Annotated in this window: 18 protein-coding genes; 8 read left to right on the plus strand and 10 right to left on the minus strand. The window is 30.5% G+C overall.

Features of this window, described 5'->3' with window-relative positions; genetic code table 11:
• Position 1: 1 nt before the first annotated feature.
• Together KFE69_08850 and KFE69_08855 are read right to left on the minus strand one after the other, a co-directional pair.
• Complete coding sequence (locus KFE69_08850; GenBank protein UTW41613.1) at positions 2-1120, minus strand: glycosyltransferase; 1119 nt, start codon at positions 1118-1120, stop codon at positions 2-4.
• Position 1121: 1 nt separating this feature from the next.
• Positions 1122-2213 (minus strand): glycosyltransferase family 9 protein, encoded by a 1092-nt coding sequence (locus KFE69_08855; protein UTW41614.1) that lies wholly within the window; start codon positions 2211-2213, stop codon positions 1122-1124.
• Positions 2214-2358: 145 nt separating this feature from the next.
• Between KFE69_08855 and KFE69_08860 the strand changes: the two genes are divergently transcribed.
• Genes KFE69_08860 through KFE69_08870 form a run of 3 tightly spaced genes read left to right on the plus strand, consistent with a single transcriptional unit; the run spans position 2359 to position 5663 of the window.
• On the plus strand, positions 2359-3441 hold the full coding sequence (locus tag KFE69_08860; protein UTW41615.1) for a glycosyltransferase family 9 protein: 1083 nt from the start codon (positions 2359-2361) through the stop codon (positions 3439-3441).
• Positions 3442-3451: 10 nt separating this feature from the next.
• A complete protein-coding gene (locus KFE69_08865; GenBank protein ID UTW41616.1) occupies positions 3452-4585 on the plus strand; it encodes a glycosyltransferase in 1134 nt (377 codons plus the stop codon).
• Positions 4578-5663: a glycosyltransferase family 4 protein gene (locus tag KFE69_08870; GenBank protein ID UTW41617.1), complete on the plus strand. Its 1086-nt coding sequence runs from the start codon at positions 4578-4580 to the stop codon at positions 5661-5663. The genes KFE69_08865 and KFE69_08870 overlap by 8 nt, the downstream gene beginning before the upstream one ends.
• 18 nt (positions 5664-5681) lie before the next feature.
• Here KFE69_08870 and KFE69_08875 read toward each other — a convergent pair whose 3' ends face one another.
• The 8 genes from KFE69_08875 to KFE69_08910 all read right to left on the minus strand — a co-directional run bounded on the left by KFE69_08875 (position 5682) and on the right by KFE69_08910 (position 20026).
• Positions 5682-8885, minus strand: coding sequence for a hypothetical protein (locus tag KFE69_08875; protein UTW41618.1), 3204 nt, complete (start codon positions 8883-8885; stop codon positions 5682-5684).
• A gap of 165 nt (positions 8886-9050) precedes the next feature.
• Positions 9051-10472, minus strand: a complete 1422-nt coding sequence (gene rmuC / locus KFE69_08880) for a DNA recombination protein RmuC (protein UTW41619.1) — start codon at positions 10470-10472, stop codon at positions 9051-9053.
• A 38-nt stretch (positions 10473-10510) separates the two neighbouring features.
• The gene (gene glyQ, locus KFE69_08885; protein ID UTW41620.1) at positions 10511-11410 is read right to left on the minus strand and encodes a glycine--tRNA ligase subunit alpha; all 900 of its coding nucleotides are present in this window, start codon (positions 11408-11410) and stop codon (positions 10511-10513) included.
• 86 nt (positions 11411-11496) lie between these two features.
• The gene (locus KFE69_08890; protein ID UTW41621.1) at positions 11497-13281 is read right to left on the minus strand and encodes an ankyrin repeat domain-containing protein; all 1785 of its coding nucleotides are present in this window, start codon (positions 13279-13281) and stop codon (positions 11497-11499) included.
• Between the two features lie 161 nt (positions 13282-13442).
• The gene (locus KFE69_08895) at positions 13443-16526 is read right to left on the minus strand and encodes a hypothetical protein (protein UTW41622.1); all 3084 of its coding nucleotides are present in this window, start codon (positions 16524-16526) and stop codon (positions 13443-13445) included.
• A 118-nt stretch (positions 16527-16644) separates the two neighbouring features.
• Complete coding sequence (locus KFE69_08900; protein UTW41623.1) at positions 16645-17850, minus strand: hypothetical protein; 1206 nt, start codon at positions 17848-17850, stop codon at positions 16645-16647.
• A 157-nt stretch (positions 17851-18007) separates the two neighbouring features.
• Positions 18008-18568, minus strand: coding sequence for a CvpA family protein (locus KFE69_08905; protein ID UTW41624.1), 561 nt, complete (start codon positions 18566-18568; stop codon positions 18008-18010).
• Between the two features lie 81 nt (positions 18569-18649).
• Entirely contained in the window at positions 18650-20026 is a 1377-nt protein-coding gene (locus KFE69_08910) for a hypothetical protein (protein UTW41625.1), read from the minus strand.
• A gap of 191 nt (positions 20027-20217) precedes the next feature.
• Between KFE69_08910 and KFE69_08915 the strand changes: the two genes are divergently transcribed.
• From KFE69_08915 to prmA, 5 genes are all read left to right on the plus strand, one after another.
• Positions 20218-21522 (plus strand): transposase, encoded by a 1305-nt coding sequence (locus KFE69_08915; GenBank protein UTW41626.1) that lies wholly within the window; start codon positions 20218-20220, stop codon positions 21520-21522.
• Positions 21523-21766: 244 nt separating this feature from the next.
• On the plus strand, positions 21767-22207 hold the full coding sequence (gene aroQ, locus KFE69_08920) for a type II 3-dehydroquinate dehydratase (protein UTW41627.1): 441 nt from the start codon (positions 21767-21769) through the stop codon (positions 22205-22207).
• A gap of 26 nt (positions 22208-22233) precedes the next feature.
• On the plus strand, positions 22234-22710 hold the full coding sequence (locus tag KFE69_08925; protein UTW41628.1) for an acetyl-CoA carboxylase biotin carboxyl carrier protein: 477 nt from the start codon (positions 22234-22236) through the stop codon (positions 22708-22710).
• 15 nt (positions 22711-22725) lie between these two features.
• Entirely contained in the window at positions 22726-24069 is a 1344-nt protein-coding gene (gene accC / locus KFE69_08930; protein UTW41629.1) for an acetyl-CoA carboxylase biotin carboxylase subunit, read from the plus strand.
• Positions 24070-24113: 44 nt separating this feature from the next.
• A complete protein-coding gene (gene prmA / locus KFE69_08935; protein UTW41630.1) occupies positions 24114-24998 on the plus strand; it encodes a 50S ribosomal protein L11 methyltransferase in 885 nt (294 codons plus the stop codon).

Genomic DNA, 24998 nt, shown 5'->3' on the forward strand with positions numbered 1-24998 from the left:
ATTAAAGCGACTGTAAAAAGTCAATTAATGACTTAGCCATGGTCTGATAAGATCTTTTTTCTAAAATAATTTCACGACCTTTTTTACCCATTTCAACTAGTTGTGATTTAGGTAATTGAACAATTTTTTCTATAGCTTTATGTATACTTTGTTGATTAAATTCACAAAAAAATGCACACGTATTATTAAATAACAAATCATATTCTGGGATGTGGTTTAACAATGCTGGTAAACCTATACCAAAATACTCAATCGTTTTTGTTGGTGAAGCACTACGATATGTTTTAGATTCAGGAAAAATACCAACAGCAATATCTGATTGAATCAAGGCATTAAATAAATCATCTCTTTTTAACGGTACACACCAATGAATTCTGGGATCTACTTGACTGCGTAACTGAAGTTCTTTAACACAATCGTTATTACTGGCTGTGTAAATAAAAAGCTTATAAGCTTCTTTAACATTAAGAAATGCATCCAAAATAATATCAAAATTTCTTAACTGATCTATTGTACCAGTATATACAAATGAGGTTAATTCACTGTCATCCAAAACTTTTTTATCTGTTTTAGGTAGTATATCAACATCAACACCTAAGGATAATGGGTAGCTTGCTGTTGTTAAATTAAGATAAAAGTCATCCTGAAGCTGTTGAGAAATTGGTAGATAAAAATCAGATCGATTAATTAAACTCTTCTGATACTTATACTTAAAATACCATTCAATTGATTTACGCCACAAGGATTTACGAAAACGCTTTGCCTCCTCATAACGTCGATAATTATGTGGAAATGACTCCCAAAACCCAACTTTGAAATTAAATTTTTTCCTTACCTTTAAAAACTGTCTTAATGTAGAAAAATAATTACGTATAACAATAAAATCATATTGATTTAAATCAATAATTGCTGATAAACACTTAATTATTTTTATATGCTTTGTTCTTTTAGGTACTTGTATTTTATTTTGCTTAAGCCAAGATGCTTTATCTAACTGATCAGAAAAATATACAACATCAGAATTTACATCACTAAGTTGATTAATTGCATTATAAAATAGTCCCTCAACAGAAGAGTGATCACTTTTTGCCTTTTGGTCAGATATCAATAATATTTTCATTTCAGACACCTATTGAAGCTTTATTATCAAAATAATGGTTCAGTTCATTGACAACCACTTCTAAACTAGGTTGTTTCATATATTCACCATACTGATGATAATCTACCATTAAGACTTTTGTATAAGCATGATTTAGTATTGGCCAAGCTTCAAAATAAAACTTTTTAAGTATAATCACAATCATCGGTATATGAAAAGCCTCACCTAAATGCATAGGACCCGTATCATTTGTTAACATAAATTCAGCATTTCGAATAATCCCAGCAACAACCTTCACTGGAAACTCTCCCTTTATGCTAATAACATTCTCATTTAATCCTTTTGTTATCGTTTCAACTAATTTAATTTCATTTCTTGAGCCTGAAACTACTACTTTTTTATTTAGTTTCTGAGTCATAAAGATCACTGCTTGACGAAAATTATCTGGTGACCATTGCTTGTGCTTGCCATTAGCTCCCGGCTGAACAAATACATAGTTATCTTTTTCTAATTGATGCTTCATACAAAACGCATCAACCTGTTCGTTTTCCTTATCAGTTAGGAATATTTTAAGTTGTGGTTGAAATATTTCGACATTAGATTTTGGATAAAACTTTTCAACCAAGTTAAGTCGCCATTGTACTTGATGAGACTCAGGGTAATCTGAAATCCTAAATATCTCAGTATACATATCAGCAACTTTATTAGATAAATGATCAATGCAATAAAATGCCTTAGGGTTTGCTAAATAAGCTATATAAGGTACAATTCGTTGAGAAGCATGAAATAAAAATACTTGATCATATGTATTGAACAACATGGTTTTGATCAACTTAAATAAGGCAAAAAAACTATTTGACCAATAACAATAGATTTTATTAATATCTGGATTGTGCATTAATACTTGAATACCAACTGTCGATGTTAATACATCAATATTACATTGATGGTATTTAGCCAAATAATTAATCGCTGGTGTTCCCCAAAGTGAGTCTCCCATCCCTGTAGTTGAAACAATTAACACGTTTTTCTCAGAAGTTATTTTTTTTGTTCTAGAGAACTTTCCTAAAATAGTAAATACAAACTTTAATATTGTATTTTTAAATGAACTCATAATATTGCTATATTTCCAACACTACTTTAATACAGAAAATATTAACTTATGGTTGTTCTCTTAGCAATTACTAACTCCCTAAAAACATTAGATTATGTTAGAATTTCAACCAAAGAAAAAATTTAAGTAACAAATAAATTAAACAATGTCAAAGACTATCAAAAACTTACTAATAACCAGTACAGTCAAACTGTTTAATCTTTTTCATAAGACAAATACATATCATCAGGATAAACCAAAAATTTTATTAGTTTGCACAACAGCGCTAGGTGATAATATTTGGTCTACGCCATTTTTTAAAAGTATTAAAACTACTTTACCACAAGCTCAAATTAGTTATCTAACCAGTAATTTAGGCGCTGCTGTTAGTGAAAATAACCCCTATATTGATCAATTATTTAATGCAGATAAACTCAGTAAATTCAAACTCTATAAATCTTTAGACAAACAAAAATTTGAAGCAATTTTTATTTTTCATGCTAGTGATCGATATGTCTTTCCATTATGTGCCTTACTAAAGCCTCAATATTTAGTTGGTATTAAAAATGAAGCAAAAAAATTAGATAGTTTATTTACCCACCTAATTAACGGAAATGGTGATCATCCAGTACACATAAGAAATCGAATGCTTGAGATAATTAACTTATCCTTTAACCTTAAGCTACTAGAATTAGTTTTATACCCTCAGCCAACCCATTTTGAATCGGCAAAACAATACCTTCTAAAGAAAAACTTAAATGACAAGTTTATTATTGGTATACATCCTGGTTCTAGCCAAGTTAGAAAACAATGGCCAACAGAGAAATTTAAACAGCTCATTGAAATTCTTCATCAAAAATATCCTGATTATATATTTCTTATTACCGGTTCAAAAAAAGAACAAAACTTACTAAATCAATTTAAGTCACTTAATCCTAATATTGTTTGTATGGATGAAAGTTTTGATATCTTAACGCTAACAGCGATTTTATCTTTTATCAATTTATATATCACAAATGACACAGGCCCCATGCATATTGCTTCAGCTATGAAAGTAGCGATTGTTGCTATTTCAAAACTAGATAATAATACCTGGCCTTATAATGACTCACCTAAAGCAATTATTACCTGTGGTGAAAAATTAAGGCAACCCATTCCTAAAGATACTGCTGAGTATATTCATCGTGTAGAAGTCCAGGATATACTTAATGCAACAGAACAGTTATTAAACAAAATTTCAAATAAGTAAGGTGAATCACTTGACTAAAAAGCATATTGCATTTTTTTTAGAAAAACTCAGTATTGGTGGTATAGAACGTGTTGTATTGACACTTGCTGAAACTATGATTAAAAATTTTAATTGTAATGTCTATATTATTACATTAAATAAAGCACAAGACTATGACATTAATTTTAAAGTTAATCAGGTTCAGCTTCCTTTAATCAAAAAACCCAAAATACGTTTATTGTCGAACCGTTACTTTAAACAGTTAGCCAACTCTTTTGATCAGACAATAGCTGAAATTGAAAACACCAATCAATTTAAATTTGACCTTATCTTATCGAACAAAAAAGACTGTGATCGGATATTAACTTATTCAAGATACCCTTCAGATAAAATTTACTCAGTCTTACACATTGCACTGTCTTGGCAAACTAACTTAGAGAATAAATCTGGTATCAGTCGATGGCTAAAGCTACATCGTTATCAAAAAATTTATAACCATAAAAATTTAATTACTGTCTCTAATGGCATTCAAAAAGATGCTATTAATACCATGAAAATTATACCTAACTCAATTCAAACTATTTATAACCCGTTTGATTTTGATAATATAGATAAGCTTGCTAATATGGAATTACCCATAGCTGTCAATAAACCATATATTGTTTATTTAGGCAGATTTGCTGAACACCAAAAACGCATTGGTCGATTATTAAAAGCATATTATTTATCAAAGATAGATGCAAAGTTAGTTCTAGTTGGTAAAGGCAATAAAACTGAAGAAGCTAACATTAATAAATGGATATCTGAACATCAATTAGATGGTAAGGTTGTTATGGCTGGCTTCTACCAATATCCTTATGCGATTTTAAAAAATGCAAACCTTTTAGTTTTAAGTTCTGACTTTGAAGGACTACCCACAGTTATCATAGAGTCACTTATATGTAAAACACCTGTTGTTAGTACTAATTGTTTATCTGGTCCTTCAGAAATTTTAACTGATGAAATGGCAATCGGTTTATCTGATCTTACAGCTGAAAGTTTAGCTAAAAAAATAAAAGAAATTTATACTAATCCATACCCTATCGATATCGATCGACTAAAAGAGAAATTCTCAGTTGAGCGAGTTGCCAAACAATATTTATCAGTTGGGCATGACAATGCGTAAAGAATTAAAAGTAGCAATTGTATATTTTTGGGATAATGCAACTGACTTATCTGCCCCAGTAGCAAAGCTGATACTTGATCAAGCAACTGAATTACAAAAAAATGGTTATACAGTTGAAGTATTTTCAAAAGATGATTTAAATGATACTGTATTTCACTCAATCAACTATCGTTTTTTCTCTGAAAATAAATTTATAAATAGAGTGTTTAATAAATGGTTTAAATTAAATGTGTTTACATTTAATCAATTAATTAAAAAACTAAATCATTTTAATGCAGATATTATCCATATACATAATCGTCAAGGATTTGTTGATACGATTGCAAAAAAAATAAAAAACTCAAAAACCAAATTTGTTGTACATTACCATCGTAATTTCGAGTACCCTGTCATCCCTGAAAAAGCAGAAACTCTAGTTGCAGTTAGCCAATCCACTAAAAACTGGATTGAAGATAAAACACATAAAGATGACCGATTTCATGTTATCCAAAATTGTGTTTTCTCAGAAGTTTTAAAACTAGCTGAAACAGCCAAACCGATCAAAGCTAGAAAAAATGACATCAAACTTCTTTATGCTGGCGGATATCAAGAGCATAAAGGCTACTTTGATTTAATTAATGCATTAAAATATATTGATAAAGACTTTCAATTGTCTATTTGTGGCCCTAAAACTGATCAAATCAAGCAGATTGATGACAAAAGAGTGAAAGTAATTGGAAATCTAAAATTTAAAGCATTTTGTAATATAATGGCAAATTCTGATATTGTTATTTTTCCATCTAAAAAAGAACCGTTTGGTCTAGTTACGCTTGAAGCTTTAGCATTTAATAATATTCTTGTTGCAGCAAACTCTGGGGGTTTAGATGAGTTTTTAAATGAAGAGGTTGCTTTTTTACATCAGCCAAGTAACCCACAAGATTTAGCTATCAAGATAAATGAAGCGATAACTTTACTATCAAATGAAAGTGACCTAAATAACTACCTAACAAATACTAATAAATTTATAAAGCTATTTAACCCTAAACACATGGTTGATCAGTTGGATAAACTGTATCAAAAACTAATTTCTGACACATAACCTACCAAAGCTATAATACTAGTAACCTTGATTAAGTTCTTCAATCTGCTTTTTATCCTTTTCATCAGCTGCTGAAAATAAGTTTGGTGGTAACTCTTCTTTATTTTCTTTTTTATTCGCTGGCTCTACTGGATGTGTTAACCTTGAGTGGCGTAAACGAGCTATTTTTGAAGTATCATTATTTTCAACAAGAATGCCTTCAACACTTTCTAGTAAACTAGCTTGAATGTTAGTATTTTCAAGTTGAGTTAGTTGATAATGCTTATTACTAATTGCTTGCTGAAGCACCTGTAATGCTTCATAACCACTATTAGCATTACCATGTCCAGGCAAACCTCTTAATTCCCATAAGTGGTGATAAGCACTTCTATCACTATTTTTTGCCTGCTTAATGTCTTGATATAACTTAACTAAACCCTTTAAATTTAAATGAGTTGCATATGATTTTAATGCTGTTAAAAATATTGCTTTATTTTCTACTCGTGGATCAATATTATCATGTTTTTGGTTATGCTTTAGATAATCTATTGATTTTCTAAAAAAAGCAAGCGACTGATCTTGAGTTAGTTGGCTACCATAACCTGCCATAAAATTTTTCAATAACTGCTTATTTTCAGGTGAATTACTTCTTAATTGCACCAATTGATCAGCTAATACCCTAATGCTAGCTACCCGCACTGGAATACGTTCTATCATTAAAATCTCAGCAACCTGCTTTAATAATTGAGATTCCCGAACTAATTTATCTGAACTTAATAATAAATTTTCAAATGACTGACCATGCAATTTTATTTCACCTAATGATTGCTTAACCATTTGACAAAATGCATTACTATTAAGACGATCCATTATCCCATACAAGCTCATTTTAGCTACTTCATCACTTAAAATTAGGTTAATATTTTTTCTATCTATTAAATTAAAGCAATCTACATTTGAAACAAGTTTTCTTGCCATATTAACTCTATCACCATATTTTGCAACTCGATTTAATGCCTGATAATAATCAATTGATTGTTGCCGAGTTGGATTTATCCTTAATAAATCGTTAGCAACTTGATTACACTGAGCTGTTGATAAGTCAGTTACGTGTTGAGATAAAGTAATTAATATATCATCAGGTATTTGCTCTCCTGTTTGACCTTGATGAATTAAACCTAAGTTTAATATTTCTTTCATATAGTGCTTAAAATGACGACCTGCATTATGATGTGAATTAATTGTATCAAAAGAATTACGCATCACGCCGTAAAGTGTATTGAGTAAACTATCAACTGGTGTTGTTTTATTTAATTCCACTAGACGGGCAAATATAAAAGAAGTTAACATTGCATTTTGTTCATTATTTTTCAATCTATAAGCATTATTTAAAATTACTTTAAAAGTCTCGATATTATTCCCAACAAACACAAATTCTTGACCGTGCCAAGTGTTCCTATAACTACCTACCTGATTTGTAAAATATTCAAAAGCTTGATCATTTTGAATATCTGCTGACTTACTTAAAAGAGCAAATAATGCTTCAGGAGAAAGTTTACCTCCTCTTGTCATCACAGTTTCAGCAATTGTAGCTAATTTCTGAGAATCATGAATAAATTCACTTTTAATACATAGTGCCTCCAATACCTGATTATCTAATTGATCAATCTCTAAATGATTTAATAATAGATCTAATGAATTGCTTGGTTCAGATATATCTTCATTAGTAATAATCTTATGAGCCTTAATTGCAAGTGCTCTAAATGCATCGCTAGTAGATTGATCTGGGTGATCATCTAAAATTAATAATGTTGTCAGTTGTTTAATTTTTTCAATATCATTAATTGGTGTGTAAATAGCTAATTGCTTGATTGCATTTATATCACATTCATTAGGTGACTTTAAAAGTATATCTAAAATAATAGATAAAATTTCTGGACCTTCTCCTAGTTCTTCATTTCTTATTATTGAAGCTGCTTTAGCTAATTGATTCAATGATTTATTATTTAATAGGTCAATAAACGGTAAAATTTGCTGGATAATTTCTTTTTTCTGATCAGAAAAACAACTCGCATCATTAACAACTTCATCTAATGACGAAAGGACGGGACGCTCGGCAATACCATCATCATACTCAGCAATAATAAAAATACCATCTCCTGTTTCTACAAGGTGTGCATTTTCATCTTCATTAACTTTGATAACAGGATTATCATTTGTATATCCATTAATCATTAATAAATAGGTTAAAAATGCTTTAACTTTTGATTGTAACTTTAATGCATCATCAGGTAGTTCTTTCATACCACGATTATCTGCAGTTACTTCTACTCCTGAGTCTAATGGTGGATAAAACATAGATGCTATACTCGAATCTCCAGCAAGTGCTCCTAATTGAGTATTATTTTCTTGTGTCCATTGAGGTGTTGGTTGCTCTGTAAACTGTGTAAATTGTTCAATTAATAAATTAATTGTAATATTTCTACCTAGACGATTATTGAGTTCCTGCTGAAGATCTGATTGAGCAGTAAACATTTGCTCAATATCACTAATATCATTTCTTAAAACAAATTTAGTCCAAAAATAATTAATATACTCTTCATCTTCAACCAAAGCCAAATGATAATCATTAGAAGCTAGATTATAAATTGCATTGGTATCATGGACTTCATTACCATGATGTAGACCTAAGTTTGGGTGCAAACTATGATTTCTAATTAGTTCATACCTATCCCTTCTTATTTCCTCTCTTATCTCTTGCGCACTTTGACGAATAATTTCTTTTTTTATTGGCACCATTAATGCACTAAGTCCTGAACCATAAATACATCTATCAAACATCATAATTGCATTAGAGTTAGCTCCAGCAAAACAAGCATTAAATGTTAAGTCATTTAATTGCTCATTTGTTAATTGTTGAAAATTAGCTTCATAGTTCACCAAAACTGATTCTAAATTTTTTTTTAAATTATTTAAAATTAGTACCTTATCTGTATTTTTAGCATTAGCATTTAAATTATCTCTAATATTAATTTTAAGTTCATCTAATTTATCTAATTGATTAATTGTATATAATTTATCAAGCACTTCAATAAGTTGTGCTTTTGCTGTATTAAAGTCTGCATCATTTTCATAATAAACAGGTATATCACCATTATATACAGTAGTATTATCTTGAGGTATTGGTACTAACGGTATCTCTTGCTGCTGTTTAAATTGATCATTTAATGTAATTAATGGCACAACAATCCCCTTATATTAATCAATTAATTTGATATTTAAATAAATACCATTAAAATATCAGATCACATAATAACCAGACATTACTGCTGTATTCAAGTAAAATGTAGCATTCAATTATTTTAATGATGATTAATATATTGATCAGTTGCTTTATAATTAGTTGATCTATTCGCCATTTAACTCTGCTTGATCTAAAATCCCTTTAGGTAATTTTTTATTTATTGGTACACCTAGCTTAATTAATCTATCAGCCTGATTAATCAAATTACCGTTACCTTTCGATAATTTATTCATTGCCTTTTCATGTGTTTCTCTAACACGTGCTAGTTGATCACCCATTTTATCTAAATCTTCGACAAAACCTCGAAATTTATCTAACATGCGCTTTGCACGATCAGCAATATCTTGAGCATTTTTATTCTGATTTTCATAGCGCCAGATATTTTGAATAGTTCTTAATGTTGCTAGAAGTGTTGTTGGTGTTACAACAATAATTCGCTTATTAAATGCATCTGAAAATAAATGTTCATCATTCTGAAATGCTAAGACAAATGCTGACTCAATTGGAATAAATAATAAAACGAAATCTAGTGATTTAACGCCTAATAATTGCTGATATTCTTTATCACTTAATTGGTTAATATGAGTTCTGATCGCTTGGATATGCAGTTTCAAGTTTTGATTTGACTCATTTTCATCACTAGAGCGTGTATATCGTTCATAGGCATTTAATGAAACTTTTGAATCAATAATTACATCTTTACCTTCAGGTAAATGCACAATAACATCTGGACGATAAATTTGATGATCATCGTTTTTTAATGTCTTCTGTAATGTATATTCTATACCTTCTCTTAAGCCTGATGTTTCAAGTACTCGCTCTAATATTAATTCCCCCCAATTACCTTGTATTTTCTTATCACCTTTTAATGCACGAGCTAAGTTATCAGCTTCATTTTTCATTTTATGACTTAATTCCATCATATTTTTAACTTCTGTTGCTAAGGCAGTTTTTAGCGCCACTTGATCTGCTTTGCCTTGCATATGATATTTTTCAATTTTTTCTGAAAATCCTTTTACTTGTTCTTTAAATGGTGCTAGTAAAGTATCTAAAGAATCTTTATGTTGCTTAGATTTCTGATCTAAAACTTCTTGAGCAACCACTTTAAATTGCTGCGATAAATTGTCTTTGGCTTCTTTTAAATCTGCTAATCGTTTTGCATCATTTTCTAATTGGTTTTTTAATTTTGCAATTATTTGAGATTGCTCTGAGTTTATTTGATTTAAATTCAGTGTCTTTTCAGTTTCTTTTTCAATTTTTTGAGTTAATAATGCAACTTCATTACTTTTAGTTTCTAAAGTTTTATTTAAAACTGCAGCATCTGTTTTTAATTCCTGATAATCATTTGTTAAATCATCATTTTTAGCTGTCTCTCTTATCAAAGAGTTATTTAAATTATCAATCGTTTTTTCTAAATCTTCTAATTTTTGCAGTTTAAGTTTTAATTTTGATATTTTACGTTCACAGATGATTAAAATAGCAAGTCCACCAAATATCAACCCTGAAATAGCATATATCCATAGCATAGAAAATACCTTTTATTTTAGATAAATTAAATCTTGTTTTAAGCAATTTCTCTTAGCATTGGAAAATCCAGTGCTTGTCGAGCGTCATAATAACTTTGCGCTACCTTTTTAGCTAAAGCACGAACACGCAAAATATAGCCCTGACGTTCAGTAACAGATACTGCATGGCGCGCATCTAACATGTTAAATGTATGGGATGCTTTTAGCATCATTTCATAAGCTGGTAATGGTAATTTTTTATCAATTAATCGATTGGCTTCTCGTTCTAAATAATCAAATTGAGTTAATAGAAAATCTACATCTGCTTCTTCAAAATTATAATGTGACATTTCAACTTCATTTTGTTTAAATACATCACCATAATAGACTGGACCATTTGGTCCTTCTGACCATATTAAATCATACATTGTATTGACATTTTGAACATACATTGCAAGACGCTCAAGGCCATAAGTAATCTCTCCTGTTACAGGCTTACAATCAAGTCCTCCCACTTGTTGAAAGTAGGTAAACTGTGTTACTTCCATGCCGTTTGCCCAAACTTCCCAACCTAAGCCCCAAGCACCTAATGTTGGTGACTCCCAATTATCTTCAACAAAACGAATATCATGAATTAATGGGTCAAAGCCTAACACTTTTAATGAGCCTAAATATAATTCTTGTATATTATCTGGAGATGGCTTCATAACTACTTGAAATTGATAATAATGCTGGCCACGATTAGGGTTTTCACCATAACGCCCATCCGTTGGTCTACGTGATGGCTGAACATAAGCCGCATTCCATGGTTCAGGGCCAATTGAACGTAAAAATGTTGCTGGATGAAAAGTACCAGCTCCTACTTCCATATCATAGGGTTGTACAATAATACACCCTTGTTCTGCCCAATAATTTTGTAGCGCAAATATCATCTCTTGAAATGTCATTACCTTTGACATAGAAACCTCTTAATCTTAAATAAATTATATTTTAAATCTAGGATTGGTAGTATATCAAAGGTTTAGATTTAGCTTAAGATAAATCTTTAAAGGCCTGTCTCTAAACTACTAGAAGATTTTTTAGTTTCCATACCACTAAATATTTTTTGGCTTTCTAAATATTGAGGTTTATTTCCACTATCCATGCGAATATCTGGATCTGCCCCAGCTCCTAATAGCACACCAACAATTTCTTTATATTTTTCACTTGCTTTTCCTTTACTAAAAGCATAAGCATAATGTAATGATGTAGGGCCATTGCCAAATAATTGAGTATTAAGTTCTACCCCTTTTGAAACTAATAGTTTAACTGTCTCAATAGAACCTGATTTAACAGCTGCATGTAATGGTGTATTAAATACTTTTATATCTTCAATACTTCCATCTTGGATTATTTTTTCATAATTCACATTTGCACCAGCATCAAGTAATTTTTTTACTTCGTCAAAATTACCCTCTTTCGCATAAAGCAATAAATCATTATTAAGTTTTTGTTGTAACATTTCTGCTATTACAACATGATCAAATTCTAACGCATAATCACGTGGTGTTTTGCCTCCATTATTCCTTAGAGTAATATCAGCACCACATTCAATCAATAAACCTGCAACTTCAGCATGACCAAAACATGCTGCAATATGTAATGGCGCAGGACCATTGCCAAATAATTGAGTATTAAGTTTTGCACCTTTTGAAACTAATAGTTTAACTGTCTCAATAGAACCTGCTCTAACAGCTGCATGTAATGGTGTGTTAAATACTTTTATATCTTCAATACTGCCATCTTGAGTTATTTCTTCATAATTAGCATTGGCACCAGCATCAAGTAATTTTTGTACTTCGTCAAGATCTCCCTCTTTCGCATAAGATAATAAATCATTATTCAACTTTTGCTGTAAAGTTTTTGCTATTGCAAAATGACCAAATTCTAACGCGTAATCACGTGGTGTATTGCCTATACTACCCCTTATTCCATTATCCCTTAAAGTAATATCAGCACCATATTTGATCAATAATTCTACAGCTTCAGCATGACCTTCAAAAGCTGAAATATGGATTGCTGTTTCATTATTAGATCCCTGTATGTTAGGGTCGAATTCTTCTAACAGTGCTGTTAGTGCTTCAATATGACCTTCATTAGCTGCAACATGGACAGCAGTCCAACCTAAGTTGTCTTTTACTAGATTGGTTTCATTTTCAAGTAATACCCTTATAGCTTCAGCTTGGTTATTTTTAGCTGCTAAATATAATGGTGACCAGCCACTATTATTTTGTTCATTAATACGAGCGCCGTTTTCTAGCAAAAGCTCTATGATATCGATATGACCACTCGAAGCTGCATAATGTAATGGCGTATCCCCATGTTTATCTCTTTGATTAGGATCAACACCACTTTCAAGCAATAATTCTACAACTTTAGCATGGTCATTGAAAACTGCATCTAAAAGATAATCAAATACGGTTTTACCTTGATTATCTTTAGCATATAAATGAGCACCATTTTGAAGCAAAATTTTAAGTGTTTCTTTATGACCATTTTTAGCGGCTATGTGAATTGGTGCTAAGCCAAACTCATTTTTTTTATTAACATCTGCTTTTTTTTCAATCATCCATCTTATGATATCAGGATAAGTTATTAATGTTTCTTCCTCATCTGGCTCTTCTTCAGAAGGCTGAATAAAATCATATTGAGCTATAAAAGTAAGTGGTGTTTCACCATTTACAACATCATTAATACTTGCTCCTTGTGAAATTAACTTTTCAGCTTCATTAAGATCTCTGAAAAATAATTGACGCTGAAGCTGAGTATTTAATTCATTTTTTCCTGACATATTTAGCAACTCCTAATATTTTTATATCAAGATTTAAAAATAATTAATTATAATTAAACATTCAAATAAAAAGATTATAAAAACACTATAAAAAACTTATAAAATAAAGCTTTCACTAATATTTCTATTAGCAAATTTTGTTAATATGGTTTGAATTTTGCTTAAGACAATTCTTGAGAATAACTTAACTTTGAAAGTTGTAGTTGATTAGCTTGAAAAGGATTCGGTGGCTGTAACTCATCTCTAGAATCAATTTTAGAATCTAAAATTGCAAATACCTGATTCACACTAGTAGCTACACCAAAACTAATAATATTTCTGTTTTGCCAAAGATTTTTATAGTCACCTTCACCTTTTTTGTTTATCTCACCTTTTAAGCTCTTTAAATCATCTATATTACAATATTCGACATAACCTCTTAAAGCCGCAATAAATAAGTCTTTTACTTCTTTTGGACTACTTGCATATATTTCATCATTTAATAAATAATTTTTAGCTTGATCAAAAATTAACTCAATTTGTTTAGAATGTATTTTATCTCTGTAAAGATCAAGGAACTTAGCCATTAGTTTCATAGTTTCACAATTCGGTTCATTTGCTACAATCAATCTAATAGATATATCTATATTATGCTCTGTTACAAATCGCGCTTGTTTTAAAAATATGGTTAAAAGACTTTTATTTAATATTACTTGCATCTTTAGGTCTAATGTAGATTCAATTAATTTGTTTGAAAGCGCAACTAATAAGCGTTTAAAATCATCATCTTTTATATAATTTATTTCAGCTGAAATTTTTTCTAAAAATACCACTAGTGCTGTTTCAGGTAATCTATCTATTGCCTGAAATAAACGATCTTTACCACTTTTAAATAATAATGAAACATTATGTGCATTTAGAAACTTAAAGCTCTCAATATCTGCATTAACTAATTGGTCTATTAATAACTCCATCCAAGTCTTTACAGAAATATCATTTTCAAACGCGCCACTATAATTTTTAAATGAAAAAATTAGTCTATTTAAAACAATAAAATATTTATCTTTAATATTATCTGTCAAATCGCTTTCATTTAATTCATTAACAATATAACTTAATACTCTTTTATAATTTAGTAGTGAAATTACATTTGCAACTGCTATCAAAGATAAATTCACTTGAGCATCAAAACTGATCACATTAGGATGATAATAACTGTCATTAAAATGTAATGGTAAAAGCTTACTATAAAAAGATGCAATTTCCATATTTGGTTGAACGACTTTAAAGTCAATACATTGATAAAGCTTTGATACAATATCAGAAAGTGCTTCAGTAATGTCTAGTTTATTTTCATCAGAACTCATTAGTTCTTTTATTAAATTTTCACCCAAGATAATTAAAAACTTAACATCGTATTGTCTCTGAGAATTAATTAGCTCCAAATATCTTTTAGCTGAACAGATAATTGCTAGACTTCTAACTTTAGTACTGCTGATATCAACTTTTTCATTTGTGACTGCCTCAATCCATTGTTTTAATAAATCGATATTTTTAATTTTTTTACTATTAGCCAGCGCCTTTAAAACTGTATCATAATCTATAAAATTCTGATTAAAATGAATTTTTTCCAAAAGATTTTCATAATAATTTGAAGAGCTGAGTGAGCTAAGTAAACCAGTTAGCCTCTTAATATTATCAATTGAAATCAAATCTAAAGAATAGAAATGCTCCAAAATTACATCTAAATAACTTTTCTCAATGAGAAAATTATTAGATAAACCTAGTTTTTTATAAATTATTTCAAAAAGGCCACATGCTTCTGCTTGATCATATTGTTCAAATCTTAATAACTTCAAGATCAATGATTGTAGTTGATTATTTTCAACACAATCAACTGATTCAATTAATCCTTTATATGCTAATTGATCATGTTGTTGCTCATCATTAATATATTTTTCTAACATAGATACTTTAAACGCTTGGTCATCTATAAATCCAGCATATTTACATAGTTGTTCAAGTGATGTTTCATTTAAGTTATCTTTATGTAACAGCATCTGGGATATTAAGGCGTTCTTGTCAGATGAGTTAGCGTAAGTTAACATAATTTCATCAAGTGAATATAGTACATGCCTTGATGTATTAAGATACTGATCATCTATTTCTGCAACAATAAATAGTCCATCTTGAGTTTCTATCAAATTGGCTTGATAATTATTATTTAACATAACTTTTGGTGTCTCATTGGTATAACCATTTATCACTAATAAATAGATAATCAATGCATTAAATTTTGATTGAATTGACTCTGTTTTCTCAAGTGCATTTGCACCTGTCAAATACAGCATGTATGCTAATTTACTACTACCTGCTAATAAAGACAGTTGTGCATGACTTTCATAACTCCACCTATCTGGTGGTATTGCAAAGAAAGAATTAACTTCAAGCATTGGATCAAATACTGTGGTATTTAAGTTACTTTGTACTTTTGATAAAACATCTACTTTTGCTTGTAACTTTCTTTCCTTCCTATCTTTCTTGGTATTTGATAGCCCAACTTTTAACCAAAAATTATCTGAACCCGAATATGAATTTTTAATATCTATTGGCACAAGCCCATAATCTTGAGCAACTAAATTATATATTAAAATACTGTCACAATTTTTAGTACTTGAATTAAAATATGGGTTAATATCAAAATCAAACGCCTGCTTATTAAACTTGACCTGATTATCTCTATCTTGCTGTAAACTATCCCAAACTTCTCTAGATACTTTGGTTAAAAGCGCTTCTTTCAGTGAAACAAGAAAAGCATTAAATATTGAGTCATAATTACATTGACTAACCAGTAAATTAACATTAGTAAATACTTCATTAAAACAACCATCAAATGCCAAATTTTCAAGTTGAACATTCTTTAGCTTACGATATTGATCAATATTAAAAACTAGACTTTCTAATAACTTTTTAGCACTATTAAGTATTAAATGTTTATCATTTTCAGATGCATTTTCAATATAAGCTTCAATATTATTTTTTAGTTTTAATATTTTAATTAAAGGATTAATTTTATATAGATAATCCAACAAACTGAGCATTTGATTTTTTGATGAATTAAAATTTTGATATTTAAATTTATATTTAAACTCCTGATAATAGATAGACATATAGTTATAGATACCATTGAGCAACTTAGCTTCTACAACAAACTGATTTTCCTTTATTGATTTAATTTTTTGTTGGTTAACTGTAATCAGTGGCATATTTTATCCTTTTAATAGCTACATTTTAAATGGCAAAATATAACGCAGTGATTCATATATAGCAATATAATGAAATTAATAATTATATTTTTACTGTAATAAAAAACTGTACTTAAAGCTAACTTATACAGATTAATGCTACTTCATCTGCTGTTAGCTTATCCACTGAGAATGGATAGGGTGGTCTTTGTAAATTTTTCTGACTAATCATGATTCTATCTAACTTAGATAAAATATCATTTGCATAGATAGATGCGTGATTAATTACGCCTAACTCATTATTCCAAAGGTTTTTAAAGTTACCATGTTCTTTTTCAGAAATTTCATGATATAAATTATTTGCATCTAATGAATCAAGATATGCTGAATAAGCATTAAATGCTAATATAAATAAATCTTTAATCTCTTGTGGAGAGCGATTATATTTTTTATCATCCAATAGATAGGTCTTTGATAATTTAAAAAATGATTCAGCTTGTGACTCCTTTAAATCAGCATTATTTAATAATACTTGTATTAATACAGTTAATGCTTTTGGAGATAGTCGATTTGCTGCTTGTATAAGCTCATCTTTTACTTCGCTATTTTGACATAGCATTTCAATGTTTTTAGAATAAATATACTGACAACCTATTAAATCTGAAGTTATTTTTTTTACTAGTTTATTTTGTAGCTCTAAAAGGCTATTATTACTATCACAGCTAATTAAATTAAATTGAATCAATAGGAGTGATTGATTTAATGAATGATAAAAATGCTTTTTTTCATTCTCTTGTAACGCTTCAATATTAATATCTAGTAAATAGGCACAACTATTCTGATAACTATCTTGATCTAAGGTTTTTTTATTGTTATTTACATTAGATAATATTTTATGAAAAATTTTTAATTTATTGATCTGCTTATACTGATCCGATTTTACTATTTTTAATATTAATTGATTGATTGAATCTTCATCAAATTCTTCTAACTCATCTAATAACTTACTAATGATTTTTAGATTTGGCATATAGTTTTTATCTAACATCAGCTTAATAAAGATATTAGATTTAATTGAACACACATTGATGTCATCTATATACTTAGCTAGCTGTTCAAGCGATTGGCTATTTAATTTAACAAAAATACCTGCAATTTTGTCTAATATTAAGACATCTTGATATGTTTTAATAAATTCATCTAGTTTATAAGCCAAATTATTTGAAACTAAAAGTAATCCCTTATTATTCTGCCATATACTAATTTCAGCATTTATTTTACTAATATTTATCTTTGCGATTTTTTTAGATTGTTGAACTAATTGATCCATATTGCTTAATGGCATAACTATTCCTTAGTTTATATCCCTGTTATCAACAATTGAAATATAACGCTATGCTTCATATACAGCAACAAGATTAGGTAAATTAACTTGTTTCTTTCGTAATAAAAAGTAAAAACTACGACTAATAAATAATGTTAAAAGAAATCAATACTATTTATTAATAAGCATCCGGTCCTGAATCACCAATAGCTGCACTTTTAGAATGCTCTGAATTTTGATGATACGGCACACGATCAGGCATATTATTTTTCTCATTCTCAAACCATGAAGTCGCATCAAGCATTTTTTCAACTAGATAAGAATGACGCCAAAGATCTGATGTACTAATATTATCTGATAAATTAACCACATTAACAATTAAAGTCAGAATAATGAAAGTTTTAACAAAACTTACGATCATGCCACCAATTCGAGAAGTAAAACTAATATCACGATTATTCGTTAATACCATTGATAATAATCTACCAGCAATCCAAACTACAATTAGAATTGCTGCACTACTAACAAGTGAGCTTAGTCTTTGATCGCCAAGCCAAGAAAAGGCCTTATCAGCAACGATATCTGAAAAAAAGTAAGTTAAGATACCTGCGGCAAACCAAACAATTAAAGAATAAATTTCACGTACAAACCCTTTTGAAAGACCCGATAGTACAGAGATAATAAAAATAACTAAAATAACCCAGTCGAGCCAGTTAAAACTAGCAAATATACTACTCATTATATTAATCCATAATTAACTTATATACCTACTTTACAGTTTTAATGAATTATCTTAAGCAATCAAGTGATTTATTAGTATTTAACATATAGATAAATCAACTTTAGTTGTTTGTATACGACTAGAACCTAAGTTCACCCAAAATAAAGGCACTTCTTCTGTTTTATGAAAATGATTAATATATAAATTAAATGACTCTACTACCTCTTCATATGAGTGCATACCAGCAGCAACAATAAAGGCACTTGCTGCTTTCATAAAATTAACCCCATCTTCTGAATGGGGGGAAATATTTAATATATCTAACAGTTTACAATACATATTAGCAATGCCTGAAACTCCTGAGATAAAAGGCAAACTTTTCTCTAAACATTCTTTTGCAAATTGAGTTTTTGGACTTTCTTTGCTTTTAATATATTCTACACTTCTAACCCAAGGCATAAATAACTGACTATTAAATACCCTACCATCATGAATTTCCCCAGAATTACCAATTGTATCGTTTCTGAACCCCTCACCTCTATCTCTAATATTAGAGAGACTTGCCAGAATTAATTTATTCCTAAACGTTATATCATTAATAGAATAGTCTTCATGTGTTGGATATATCTGCTCTTGATATAGCTGGTTAATACCTTTTATATTACCACCAGAAAATGAACTAATTATAGGCCAAAGTATCGATAGTTTAGCGATATGATCTGTATCACCATCTTCTAAATACACTAGCAACTGGTCTGCTGACGAAATATTAGCTTTTTGAAGATCAATCATTGGGTATAATGATTTTCTGCCATTGACAGAAGTAACAAATAAAGTGTATAAAAGTGTTTTACCTGCTTTATCAAAATTAGAATTTATATACCTACATAATGCCTTTGAAACTTTATTTACAATAACTGCTGTATCTAAGTTCTTAATTATTTTAAGTGCCACTTGATCTTGATGTTTTAGTCTCTCTTTTTTACTTTGAGACACTCGATAACTATATTCTAAATTAACTTTTCTACTGGGTAAAAAATCATCATACTGAACTTGATCACCACTTACTTGGCCATATTTTTTAATACCTCTAACAAGCATCTGAATTGATGCTGTCATATTAGTCATACCAAACCAGTTAACTTTTGCTTCATTTCCACTATGTTTAGAAAGAATAATACAAATTTTAATATAAGTAGCAACCTGATCATTATCATTAATCCTGTAATCATCTCTAAGTCGCGCATAATATTGGTTGATTGAATCAGAATCTAAGCTAGCATTATTAATTTTTCTTTGAATATCTAAAGCAATTTCATTTAGCGCATCCAACACTTTATCACGATCATTGGCTAAAATATTTTTCAGTTCAATGCCCTGATTTGTAAGTATACTTTTTTTATGCTTACTATATGCACTCCTAGAGTTATAACTGGTAAAGTAATTAGATTGACTAAACACTTTTTTTTTGGGCATTTTATATTCCTTACAAATAATTAATGTAGAATATAACTTTCTATGCTACATGAGTTATCAAAAAACTAAGGCATAAAATTAATATAAAACTCAACAATTACCCAGCAATTCCCGCTATTAATGACACGGGTTGCAAATAAAGACTTTTAGACCGATCATATATTTATTTTTCGTAACCTAGTTATTTTACAATGAACAATCAATTTAAAAAACATCTATCTATACCAGGTTTATTACACACATTAAGAAATAGCTTTGCAAAAGCTACTGATAGGAAGTCATCCAGCATTTACTCACTTGTTGATTGTTTGATGTGTGGCATGGCAGTATTTGGAATGAAGTATCCTTCATTACTTAAATTTGATAAAGATATGCGATCAGAGGGCAGTTTGGTTAAAAATAATATTAGCTCATTATATAAAGTTGAAAAAGTGCCATGTGATACATATTTACGTGAACGTTTAGATGAAATTGATTATCTTCAATTACGTCAGTCATTTAATGCATTACTAAGCAATCTACAAAGAGGTAAAGTTCTAGAGCAATATTGTTTTTATAATGATTATTATTTGATTTCCAGTGACGGCACAGGGATGTTTTCATCACATGAAGTGCATTGTGATAATTGCTGTGTAAAACATCACCGTAATGGAACAAAAACTTATTATCATCAAATGTTGTGTGCTTCGATTGTACATCCTGATATAAAGCAAGTGATTCCATTAGCGCCTGAGCCAATTATTAAAAGTGATGGAACAAAGAAAAATGATTGTGAGCGAAATGCAGCCAAACGTTTAATTAAACGTCTTCGCCAAGAACACCCGCACTTAGCAATGATTTTTGTTGAAGATGCCTTATATGCCAATGGCCCTCATATTGATGACCTAAACAAACATAATATTCATTATATTCTAGGAGTAAAACCAAGTGATCATACCTGGCTTTTTGACTGGGTTAAAGCAAGTAAATCCGAGTTTTTGTCGATGTCACTAGAGGGTGTTAAACATGAATTTGAGTGGGTTAATCAAGCTGAATTAAATGAAACTAGAAGTGATATTAAGGTTAACTTTTTGTCTTATAAACAGACAAATAAAAAAGGTAAAGTACAGCATTTTACTTGGGTGACAGACCTTGATCTTAATTCAAACAATGTATTTAAAATAATGACAGGAGCACGTGCACGCTGGAAAATTGAAAATGAGACATTTAATACATTAAAAAATCAAGGGTATAATTTTGAACACAATTTTGGTCATGGAGCAAACAACTTATGTACAGTATTTGGCTTTTTGATGCTATTGGCATTTTTGGTAGATCAAATTCAAGAACTATGCTGTCCATTATTTAAGTCGGCATTAAAAAAATTAGAGACAAGAAGTCGTTTATGGGACAGAATAAGAAGTGCTTTTTTTATAGCACAGATTAATAGTTGGGAAGCGCTATATTTACACCTATCAGGAAAAGTTAAAGCCCAATTGATCATCGACACTGGTTAATTATATTTTGCCATGAACATCGTGTTTTTAACTATACCCGGTTATTTATTAATGAGACATAAAAATCTAATATACGGTGCATATGCTGTAGCGGTAAGTATTGTCAATGAGAATGCTAATGGAATTAATAATTAAATGAAAAATTAAGCGGGAATAGCTGACAATTACCTAACAAACTGGCAATTTTTTAAAACTTGTGCGACAATTCTTCATAATTAATAAAAGCATATGTACTTAAACAAATATGGCAGAAATTTTATTATTAAATGGTCCTAATCTAAACTTGTTAGGCCAAAGAGAACCAGAAAAGTATGGTTATACAAGCTTAAAAGATTTAGAAGGGCAACTACTTGAAGTAGCTAATGACAATCAGGCAAGTTTAGCTACATTTCAATCAAATAGTGAGGCTGAGTTAATTGATCGAATTCACATAGCAAAAAGTGAAGGTGTTCAATTCATTTTATTTAACCCGGCAGCATACACACATACAAGCGTTGCACTAAGAGATGCTTTATTGGGTGTTAACTTACCATTTATTGAAATTCATATTAGTAATGTACATGCGCGTGAATCTTTTAGACATTCTTCTTATTTTTCAGATATCGCTTATGGTATTATTTGCGGTTTAGGCTTAACTGGGTATAAATTAGCCCTTAATGCAGCCATTGAATTTATTAAAACTTAAAAAACAAATGTAAGTGAGTTATAGTAATGGATATAAAAAAAATTGAAAAACTGATTAAACTTGTTGATGACAGTCAAATCTCTGAACTTGAAATTGGTGAAGGTGAGAACGTCATTCGAATTGCAAAAACAGCTAACCAAGTGGTTCAAGTTGCTCAGGCGCCGATGCCTGTTCAACAAGTAGCTGCTCCACAAGCTCAACCTGCACCTAATATCCCAAGTGATTCAATGCCTAAAACTCAAAAGGAACCAGAGTCTGATTTAAGTGGTGGTGAAATTGTTCGCTCACCAATGGTAGGTACATTCTACCGCTCACCTGCTCCTGGCTCTGACATGTTTGTTTCAGAAGGTAAGAAAGTTAACCCTGGTGATACGTTGTGTATTATTGAGGCGATGAAAATCATGAATCAAATTGAATCAGAAACAAGTGGTGAAGTTAAAAAAATCCTTGTTGAAGATGGTAGTCCTGTTGAATACGATCAACCATTATTTATTATTGGTTAAAAGGAGAACAGGTAAGTGATTAAAAAAGTTCTCATCGCTAATCGAGGCGAAATTGCACTTCGTATTTTAAGAGCATGTCATGAATTGGGCATTAAAGTCGTTGCTGTACACTCAACTGCAGACCGTGATTTAATGCATGTTAAACTTGCTGATGAAACCGTCTGTATTGGACCTGCTAAGTCAGTTGACAGTTATTTAAATATTCCAGCTATTATTGCTGCTGCTGAATTAACTGACTGTGATGCGATTCATCCAGGTTATGGCTTTTTATCAGAAAACGCTGACTTTGCTGACCAAGTTGAAAAAAGCGGTTTTATCTTCATTGGCCCTCGTGGTATAACAATCCGTCAAATGGGTGATAAAGTTGAAGCGATTAAAGCCATGAAAGAGGCAAAAGTGCCTTGTGTGCCAGGTTCTGACGGCCCACTAGGTAAAAATGACAAAACAAACCTCGCTTTAGGCAATAAAATTGGCTACCCAGTTATTATTAAAGCTGCAGGCGGCGGTGGCGGCCGTGGCATGCGTGTTGTCAGAAATAAAGATGAATTAATTAATGCCATAACCATGACCAAAGCTGAAGCAAAAAGTGCTTTTAATAACGACATGGTTTATATGGAAAAATTTCTTGAAAACCCAAGACATATTGAAATCCAAGTCTTAGGTGATGGTAAAGGTAAAGCCATCCATTTATGTGAGCGTGACTGTTCAATGCAACGACGTCACCAAAAAGTCATAGAAGAAGCTCCTGCACCTGGTTTAAGTGAAAAAGAACGTAAAGAAATTGGTAAAGTTTGTATCAAAGCCTGTAAATTGATGAAATATCGAGGTGCCGGTACATTTGAGTTTCTTTATGAAGATGGTCATTTCTACTTTATTGAAATGAATACGCGCGTTCAGGTTGAACACCCTGTCACTGAAGCAATTACTGGTGTTGATATTGTTAGAGAGCAATTACGTATCGCTTCAGGTGAAACATTTTTACTTAAGCAAGATGATATTCATATCACAGGCCATGCGATTGAATGCCGTATTAATGCTGAAGATCCTATTAAAATGCTGCCATCTCCAGGTACAATTAATATTTATCATGCACCTGGTGGGCCAGGCGTCCGTGTAGATTCTCATATTTATTCACATTATACGGTTCCACCTTATTATGATTCCATGATTGCAAAAGTGATTGTTCATGGACGTAATAGAGAGGCCGCTATTCGTAGAATGAAATCAGCATTAAATGAAATGATCATCGATGGTATTAAAACCAATATACCATTACATCAAATCATTCTTGATGATAAAACATTCAATGAAAAAGCACCAAACATCCATTATCTTGAATCTCTACTAAAGAAACTGTAAAATCTCAACTCTAATGAACCTAAAAGGTTTTAGTTGAGATTACTATGCTTTGGAAAGAAATTACATTTACTCTAAAACGTGATGATGTTGAATCATACGAAGATGCCCTTCTAACATTAGGCGCTTGCTCTATTACATTAAAAGATGCCGAAGATAACCCAATTTTTGAACCTGGCGTTGATGAAACACCCCTTTGGGATCAATTACAATTAACTGCACTTTTTACTGAAGAGTTTGACTTAGCTTTAATATTAAACCAACTCCCTGAAATACTCTCTATTAGTCAATTACCAGTTTATACAACAAAAATCTACCCTGATGAAGACTGGGAACGTAGCTGGATGGAACATTTTAAACCGATTCAATTGGGTGAACGATTATGGATATGCCCAAGCTGGCATGAAACTCCAAATCCTAATGCAGTTAATATCATTTTAGACCCAGGATTAGCTTTTGGCACAGGCAGTCACCCAACAACAGAACTTTGCCTACGCTGGCTAGATAAAACAATTACAGGCAATGAAACAGTTATTGACTATGGGTGTGGTTCAGGTATTTTAGCCATTGCTGCAATAAAACTAGGTTCAAAAAAAGCCATTGGTATTGATATTGACCCTCAAGCAATTACAGCTTCTAATGATAATGCACAAAGAAATGAGATTAATCAGAAACAATTTAATTTTTTGATGGCTGATAAAATAACAAATGATGTCACTTGTGATATTCTAATTGCTAATATTCTTGCCAACCCATTAATTCAGTTAGCACCTAGTATAGCTAAGCTTGTCAAACCCAAAGGTAAAATTGCTTTATCTGGTATCTTAGAAGAACAAGCCCAATTAGTAATCGAAGCCTACCAACCATACTTTAGTTTTGAACCAATTGAAACTAAAGAAGAATGGGTACTTTTATCTGGTAAACGAATCTAA

This window comes from bacterium SCSIO 12844 (assembly GCA_024397935.1).
Lineage (GTDB): Bacteria > Pseudomonadota > Gammaproteobacteria > Francisellales > Francisellaceae > M0027.